General features: G+C 70.8%; 7 protein-coding genes and 1 pseudogene. 2 read left to right on the top strand and 6 right to left on the bottom strand.

Annotation, left to right across the window (positions count from 1 at the left end; translation table 11 throughout):
* Window positions 1-223 (top strand): annotated as a pseudogene (locus tag D7Y11_RS40300) (acyltransferase); the annotation flags it as partial.
* A gap of 121 nt (window positions 224-344) precedes the next feature.
* On the top strand, window positions 345-1,298 hold the full coding sequence (locus tag D7Y11_RS40295; protein ID WP_126936329.1) for an NAD(P)/FAD-dependent oxidoreductase: 954 nt from the start codon (window positions 345-347) through the stop codon (window positions 1,296-1,298).
* A gap of 12 nt (window positions 1,299-1,310) precedes the next feature.
* On the opposite strand, the gene D7Y11_RS40290 is transcribed toward D7Y11_RS40295, so the two are convergent.
* The 6 genes from D7Y11_RS40290 to D7Y11_RS40265 all read right to left on the bottom strand — a co-directional run.
* Window positions 1,311-2,162, bottom strand: a complete 852-nt coding sequence (locus D7Y11_RS40290; RefSeq protein ID WP_126936328.1) for an AraC family transcriptional regulator — start codon at window positions 2,160-2,162, stop codon at window positions 1,311-1,313.
* Between the two features lie 100 nt (window positions 2,163-2,262).
* Window positions 2,263-3,543 carry an MFS transporter gene (locus D7Y11_RS40285; protein WP_120581250.1) on the bottom strand — a complete coding sequence of 427 codons (1,281 nt, stop codon included), beginning with the start codon at window positions 3,541-3,543 and terminating at the stop codon, window positions 2,263-2,265.
* Window positions 3,540-4,475, bottom strand: a complete 936-nt coding sequence (locus D7Y11_RS40280) for a Ppx/GppA phosphatase family protein (RefSeq protein ID WP_126936327.1) — start codon at window positions 4,473-4,475, stop codon at window positions 3,540-3,542. Before D7Y11_RS40280 ends, D7Y11_RS40285 begins: the two co-directional genes overlap by 4 nt.
* 14 nt (window positions 4,476-4,489) lie before the next feature.
* Window positions 4,490-5,686 carry an aminotransferase class V-fold PLP-dependent enzyme gene (locus D7Y11_RS40275; protein WP_126936326.1) on the bottom strand — a complete coding sequence of 399 codons (1,197 nt, stop codon included), beginning with the start codon at window positions 5,684-5,686 and terminating at the stop codon, window positions 4,490-4,492.
* Window positions 5,687-5,743: 57 nt separating this feature from the next.
* Window positions 5,744-7,033 carry an LpqB family beta-propeller domain-containing protein gene (locus tag D7Y11_RS40270; RefSeq protein ID WP_126936325.1) on the bottom strand — a complete coding sequence of 430 codons (1,290 nt, stop codon included), beginning with the start codon at window positions 7,031-7,033 and terminating at the stop codon, window positions 5,744-5,746.
* Window positions 7,030-7,446, bottom strand: a 417-nt coding sequence (locus tag D7Y11_RS40265) for an energy transducer TonB (protein WP_148139270.1), incomplete at its 5' end; no start/stop codon positions are given. The genes D7Y11_RS40270 and D7Y11_RS40265, both read right to left, overlap by 4 nt.

Genomic DNA, 7,446 nt, shown 5'->3' with positions numbered 1-7,446 from the left:
GGGGCTGGGGACCTTCGTGGGCATCCCGCCGCTGGCGCTGTTCACGCTGTCCTTCGCGGAGCGCTGGGACGCCATCCGTCATGACCTGGAGCTGTTCTTCACGCTGGGCAACCGGAAGCGCCTGAAGGCCCGGCTGCTCTCGGAAGGGGAGCGGCTGGCGGGCGAGGTGGAGCGGTTGGCGGAGGAGTACCGGCCGAAGCTCGACGCGCCCGTCGCTCGGTAGCGGGTGGCGTGGGCGGACCGGAAGATCCGCCGATGCCGTCGAAAGGCCCGCTCTCCTGCCATCCCGGGCCGGTCGTTAGGTTCCCCGAACGGAATCAACGACCGGCATGAGGAGCAGGGCAATGGCGGCATACGACGTGGTCATCGTGGGAGGCGGCCCTGGCGGGCTCAACGCCGCGCTGTATCTGGGGCGCGGGCGCAAGAAGGTGCTGCTCTGTGACGCGGGCACGCCGCGCAACGCGGCGGCGGAGCACATGCACGGCTTCGGTTCGCGCGACGGCATCCCGCCACCGGAGTTCCGGCGCATCAGCCGCGAGCAGCTGAAGGCCTATCCCAACGTGGAGGTGCGCGACACGCGGGTGGGCTCCGTGGAGAAGCACGAGGGCGGCTTCCGCGTGGCGCTGGGCGACGGCACGTCGGTGGACGCCCGGCGCCTCCTGCTGGCGATGGGCGTGGTGGACGTCATGATGGACATCCCCGGCTACAAGGAGCTGTGGGGGCCCAGCATCTTCCAGTGTCCCTACTGTCACGGCTGGGAGGTCCAGGACCAACCGTTCGCGATGCTGGCGAAGAACCCGCAGTACCTGGACGGCGCGCCCATCATCCAGAACTGGTCCAGGGACCTCATCGTCTTCACCCACGGCGCCTTCGAGGTGTCACCGGAGCAGCGCGAGAAGCTCCAGGCGCTGGGCATCCCCCTGGAGGAGCGGAAGATCCGCGCGCTGCATGGGAAGGACGGACGCCTGGCCGAAGTGGAGCTGGAGGACGGGACGCGCATCGCCCGCAGCGTGATGTTCTCCGCGCCGCCGCAGAAGCAGCACGAGCTGGTGACGCGGCTGGGGCTCGAGCTGGATGACCTGGGCTACGTGAAGGCGAGCCCCACGGGAGAGACGTCCGTGCCCGGCGTCGTCGCGGTGGGGGACATGACGACGCCGATGCAGGCGGCCATCGCGGCGGCCAGCGCGGGCACCATCGCCGCGGCGATGATGAACCACGCCCTCATCCTGGAGGACGCGGACCGCCGCTTCACGGAGGTGACGGGGAAGCCCGCCCCCTCACGGCAGAAGGCGCACTGAGACGAAGGTCCGTCAGTGCGCGGACGGCGCGCGGTGCTGCTTGCGCCACGCGGCGGGCGTGAGGCCCTCCGCGCGCCGGAACAGGCGGATGAAGTGCGTGGCGTCCGCATAGCCCACGCGCTCCGCGATGATGTCCACGCGCTCGTCCGTGGACATCAGCCGCCGTCGTGCCTCCGCCATCCGTCCAGAGATGATCCACTCCACCACGCTGCGGCCCGTGGCCTGCTTCAGCGCGGTGGTGACATGCGCGGGCGAACGGCCCACGGCCGCGGCCACCTCGCGCAGCGAGATGGGCTCCAGGCAGTGGCGCTCGATGAACGTGAGCGCATCCCCCACGAGCGACGCCCGCGACTCCACCGGAGTCCACGTGCTGGAGCGGGTCACCTCCGCGAGCACCAGGGAGAACAGGCTGCGCGTCACCTGCTCGCCCATCGCGCGGTGCGGTGCGCGCGTCTCCGCGTGCAGCTCCGACAACAGCCGCACCAGGTGCTCCTGGCGCCCGGAAGGAATCGGCACGACGGCGGAGGCGCCCTGGCGCACGCGCTCGAAGGGCTCCAACAGTGGCCCCACCTCCGTGTGCGTGAAGGCGGACGGATGGAACCCGAGCCCCCAGACCTCCGCCCGCTCGGACACCACCGTGCGGTGCTTCTCACCCGCGGGGATGAGCATCACGTCACCTGCGGACACCGTCAGCCGGGTGCGCTGGTCGATGACGGCCCGCCCGCCCGTGTAGAGCGCGAGCACGGCCTGCGGATGCGAAGCGGTGTGGGGAGAGGGCGCTTGCGGGGCGTGCCCGCACGCGACGACCAGGGAGCCCGAGGGCGTGTCCCAGGCATGCAGCGGATGCGAATGCACGACCGTCACGAACGCCTCCGCTTCCTTCCCCGGCGAGCAGTGAACCTGCTCGGGTGAACTGAACGGGGCTCGGATGCATTCCGGGCCCCGGCGTTTCGAACGAGGGCGGTCAGCCCTGCTGCACGCGCGGCGTGGCCTCCCGGAACAGCTTCGCGCCCAGGAGGAGCGCCAGTCCGCCCAGCAGCACCGGCACCGCGTTGATGGCGATGGCGGTGTGGAGGCTGGCCATGTCGGCGATATGCCCGATGAGCGTGGGCGAGATGGCATCCCCCAGCATGTGGATGCACAGCACGTTGAGGCCCATGGCGAAGGCGCGGAACGCGGGCGGCACGCAGTTGACGATGGCCGCGTTGATGGGGCCGCTGTTGAGGAAGATGAGGAACTGCGCCACGCCAATGGCCGCGAACGTCAGCGTCGTGTCCTTCAGGTTCACCGCCAGGTACATGCACGGCGCCGCGAGCAGCAGGCCGATGCCGGACAGCCACAACCCGCCGCCCGCGCGCTTGCGGTCCATCTTGTCGCCCAGCCAGCCGCCGGCCACGGTGCCCGTGAGGCCCGCCACCGCCGTGATGGCGCCGAACACCAGGCCCACGCGGCCCGGGTGCTCCAGCCACAGGTGCCGCTCGCGCACCAGGTACGTGGGCATCCAGAACGCCAGGCCGCCAATGGAGAACGTCATCAGCGTGTAGCCGGCCGTCGTGGCCCAGAAGGCCATGTTGCGGCCCAGGCCCTTGAGGCCCTCCATGAACGGCAGCTTCACCGCCGCGTCCGGCCCGTCCATGGCGCCGCGCTGGGGCTCCGGCATGAAGAACGCCATGGTGCCCAGCACGAGCCCCGGCACGCCGCCCGCGAAGAACGCCGCGTGCCACGAATACGTCTGCGTCAGCCACCCGCCCAGGCCGTAGCCCATGGCGGAGCCCACCGGGATGGCGATGTAGAAGTACGACAGCATCCGCGTGCGCTGCTCGCGCGGATACAGGTCGGAGATGATGGACGGCGCCACCGCGCCATAGCCCGCCTCGCCAATGCCAATCACCGCGCGCGCCAGCAGGAGCGCCGTGAAGCTGGACGCCAGGCCACTGGCCCCCGTGGCCAGGCTCCACAGGATGACGCCGCCCGCCACCAGCAGCCGGCGGGGGATGCGGTCCCCCAGGAAGCCGCCCAGGGGCGACGCCAGCATGAAGACGATGATGAAGACGGTGCCCAGCAGGCCGGACTGCGCGTCGTTGATGCCGAAGTCCTTCTGAATCTCCGGCAGCGCGACGGCGATGATGTACCGGTCGAGGTAGTTGACCAGGTTGATCAGCGTGAGGATGAACAGCGCGTAGCCCGCGCGCACGGACTGCGTGGCGTGCGAGCTGGACGGAGCGGCGGGGGAGGAGGCGTTCATGAGCGAGAGGAGCCAGAGCCGAAGCGGTGTGCCAGCAGGCCCCAGCGCAGGCCGCGGTCGCTCACGCGGCACGCATCCAGGCCCAGCGCCTTCACCGCTTCACGCAGGATGAGGGCACCCGCGGGGATGACGTCCGCGCGCTTGGGCTGGAGGCCGGGCAGCGTCCGCCGCGCGTCCAGGGGCATGGCGCACAGCTGGTCCGTGAGCGCGTCCAGCTCGCCCCGGGACAGCGTGCCGCCATGGACCGCTTCCGCGTCGTAGGTCGCCATCTGGTGCTGCACGGCGTAGAGCGTCGTCACCGTGCCGGCCACGCCTACCAGCATCGCGCCGGGGGGAGGCGGGGGCAGGGCGGAGAAGGTGTCGCGCAGGTGCGCCTCGATGGCGCCGCGCTCCTCGGGGGACAGCGGGTCGGTGCGCACGTAGCGCTCCGTGAGCCGCACGGCGCCCACGTCGAAGCTGTGGCGGAAGGCCACCGTGTCAGCGTCGCTGCCGTAGATGAACTCCGTGGACCCGCCGCCGATGTCCACCACCAGCAGCGGCCCCGCGGCCTCGCTCGCGAAGTCCTGGGCCACCGCGGCGAAGGACAGCTGCGCCTCCATCTCCCCGGGGATGATCTCCACCGTCACGTCCGCGCGGGCCTTGGCGGCGGCGATGAAGTCCGCGCCGTTCTTCGCGTCGCGCGCGGCGCTGGTGGCGGACACGGCGATGGCCTCCGCACCCAATTCCCGGGCCTCGTTGGCGAAGGACACCAGCACGGCCAGCGTGGCCTCCATGCCTTCGGAGGACAGCACGCGGCTGGTGTCCACGCCCCGGCCCAGGCGGGTGATTTCCGCGCGCTCCACCACGGCCTGGAAGCGGCCGTCCGGCTGGCGGTCCGCCACCAGCAGCAGCACGGAGTTGGTCCCGATATCGATGGATGCGAAGCGCGGCATGCCGCGCACACTACTCAACGCAGCAGCGCTTCCAAAGCGCGCACGAGGGCCTCGTAGTCCGCCGCGGAGTTGTAGAGCTGCGCGGACAGCCGCAGGTGCCGCCGGGGCGCCCGGGGCCAGGCCGTGACGGGGACCTCGATGTGGTGCTCCTCGAACAGGCGCACATGGAGGGGATCCACGTAGAGCGGCGGTTCAGGGCGCTCCGGGAAGCCGTCCGGCAGGGCCACGCACGCCATGCTGCCCACCATGGACTCCGGGCACAGCGGCGTCGCGTTGCCCAGCTTCGCGTCCAGCAGTCGCCGGGCGGCCAGCACCTTCCGCCGGTTGGAGTCCATCACCTCCGGCCACCCGCCCGGAACGAGCCCCTCCATGAAGCGGATCACCGTGGGGATGCACAGGAAGGGCGTGGGGTCGACCGTTCCCACCCAGTCGAACTCCAGCCGGAAGCGCGAGCGGTCCGCGCGCGGCGAGTTGTGCCCGTGGCTCACCACCATGGGCTTGAAGTCCGCCTGCAGGTCGCGGCGCACGTACAGGAACGCGGCGCCCTTGGGCGCGCACAGCCACTTGTGGCAGTTGCCCGTGTAGTACGCCGCACCCAGCTCCTGGAGCGCCAGCGGCACCATGCCCGGCCCGTGCGCGCCGTCCACCAGCGTCTCCACGCCCCGCTCGCGCAGCTTTCGCACCAGCTCCGCCAGCGGCATGATCAGCGCCGTCTGGCTGGTGATGTGGTCCACGAGGAGCAGCCTCGTGCGAGGCGTCACCTGCGCCATCACCGCGTCCACCACCGACTCCGGCGAACTCACGGGCCAGGGCAGCTTCGCCACCACCACCTTCACGCCCTTCTCCGCGGCGGCCACGTCCAGCGCGTTCTTGGACGCGTTGTATTCGTTGTCGGTGGTGAGCAACTCGTCGCCGGGCTGGAAGCGCAGGTTGCGCAGCACGGTGTTCACGCCCGTGGTGGCGTTGGGCACGAACGCCAGGTCATCCGCGCTGGCGCCCACGAAGGCCGCGAGCACCGCGCGCGCTTCGTCCAGCAGCGGCTCCGCCTCGCGGGCGAGGAAGCGCACGGGTTCCGCTTCCAGCCGGGCCCGCAGCTCCGACTGGTGCTGGAGCACCGGCTTGGGGCAGGCGCCGAACGAGCCGTGGTTGAGGAAGACGACCTGGGGGTCCAACCCCCAGTGGGTCTTGTGGGCGGGGAGGGGAGCGCTCATGGGGTGCGCAATGCACCCCGGCGCGTCCCCCCTGTCAACGTCACCCGCAGTGACGGACTACTTCGCCGCCGGAGCGGTGCCCCAGTCCGGGGTCAGCCAGTTGCCCTTCTCCATGGGCAGCGGCACCTGGTTGTTGCCTTCGGCGGTCATCACCCACAGGTGCGCGCCGCCGTTGCGGTTGGTGCTGAAGATGATCAGCCGGCCGTTGGGAGAGAAGGTGGGCTCCTCGTTGTTGCCCTGGTCCTGCGTGAGGCGCGTCACCTTGCCCGTGTCCACGTTGACGGTGAAGAGGTCGAACGCGTTGCGCTCGTCGCGAGCGGTGAAGGCGATGAGGTCCCCGCGCGGCGACCAGTCCGGCGTCTGGTTGTAGTTGCCCTGGAAGGTGAGCCGCTTCACGCCGGAGCCGTCCGCGCCCATCACGTACACCTGCGGGCTGCCGCCCCGGTTGGACACGAACGCGATGCGCTTGCCGTCCGGCGACCAGGTGGGGCTGGTGTTGAGGCCGTAGGGCGTGTCCGTGACGGCCTTCGCGCCGGAGCCGTCCGCCGCGGCGACGTAGATTTGCGCGCTCTCACCTTCCGCCAGCGCATAGGCAATGCGCTTGCCGTCCGGCGAGTACGCGATGCCCGTGGCCATCTGGCCGTCGGTCACCAGCGGCTTCGCCTCGCCGCCGGGGGACTGCACGTAGATGTCCGGCCGGTTCTTCCGGTAGGACGTGTAGGCCACCTGGCCGGACGGGCTGAGCGTGGGGAGGATGTGCGTGCCGCCCTTGGTGAGCGCCTGCGCGTTCATGCCGTCCCAGTCCGCCACGTACACGTCGCGGTTGGCGGCGGCCTTGCGCACGTAGGTGATGCGCGACAGGAAGGGGCTCGCCTCGCGGGTGAAGTGCCGGTAGAGCGCGTCCGCCAGCGCGTGCGCCAGCTGCCGGGGCTCACCGGCCGGTGCGTCCTTGGACACCTTCATCTCTTCCTTGCCCGTGGCCACGCTGAACAGGCGCAGCTCGCCGCGCAGCGCGCCGCCGTCCTGCGCCAGCGACACCTTCACCAGCGACTCCGCGCCCACGTCCGCCCAGCGGCTGAAGTTGATGCTGCCCGCCGTCATGCCCTCCTTGGCGTCCGCGGTGAAGCCCGCGCGGTCCAGCACCTGGAAGATGCCGGAGGCGGTGAGGTCGTACGTGAAGGCGGTGTCGAAGGACTGCGCGGACTTCTTGTCCGCGCCCTCCTGCACCACGGGCGCGGGGGCCGCGAGCGGCAGCGGGCGGAAGTTCGCGCCGGAGATTTCGATGACGGGCGCCTGCGCCAGCACCAGCGCGGGGACCAGGAGGAGCGACAGCAGGAGGGCTTTCATGGGCTGAACACCAGGACGACGCCGTTCTTCTGGAGCGCGTCGCGAAGCGCATCGGGGGGAGGAGAGAAGGGGGATGCCTTGCGCACGGCGGCCACCACCGCCGAGTCGAACAGCTCGTTGCCGCTGGCCTTGGCCAGGCTCACGTCCAGCACTTCGCCCGCGCGGCCCAGCTTCATGGCCACCTGCGCCTTCAGGTACAGGCGCTCCGCGTCGGGGATGGTGTCCGCCACGTTGTAGTGACGGCGCACCTGGGACTTCAGAAGGCCGTAGTACCGCTCGCCCTCCGCCACCGCGGAGTCACCGTCCGGGTCGCCGTCCTCGGCGCCTTCCAGCTCCTCCGGCTCGGTGGGCTTCGCGGACTTGTCGAACGCGCCGAAGAGCTTCTTGCGCCGGTCCTCCGCGGTCGCTTCCCC

The organism is Corallococcus sp. AB018 (assembly GCF_003986945.1).
Taxonomy (GTDB): Bacteria; Myxococcota; Myxococcia; order Myxococcales; family Myxococcaceae; genus Corallococcus; species Corallococcus exiguus.
This window is presented reverse-complemented; position numbering and strand designations above follow the sequence as displayed.

Excerpts from the sequence above, each read along its gene's own strand:
- D7Y11_RS40295 (WP_126936329.1), top strand. The coding sequence starts at position 345 with ATGGCGGCATACGACGTGGTCATCGTGGGAGGCGGCCCTGGCGGGCTC.
- D7Y11_RS40285 (WP_120581250.1), bottom strand. The coding sequence starts at position 3,543 with ATGAACGCCTCCTCCCCCGCCGCTCCGTCCAGCTCGCACGCCACGCAG.
- D7Y11_RS40280 (WP_126936327.1), bottom strand. The coding sequence starts at position 4,475 with ATGCCGCGCTTCGCATCCATCGATATCGGGACCAACTCCGTGCTGCTG.
- D7Y11_RS40275 (WP_126936326.1), bottom strand. The coding sequence starts at position 5,686 with ATGAGCGCTCCCCTCCCCGCCCACAAGACCCACTGGGGGTTGGACCCC.
- D7Y11_RS40270 (WP_126936325.1), bottom strand. The coding sequence starts at position 7,033 with ATGAAAGCCCTCCTGCTGTCGCTCCTCCTGGTCCCCGCGCTGGTGCTG.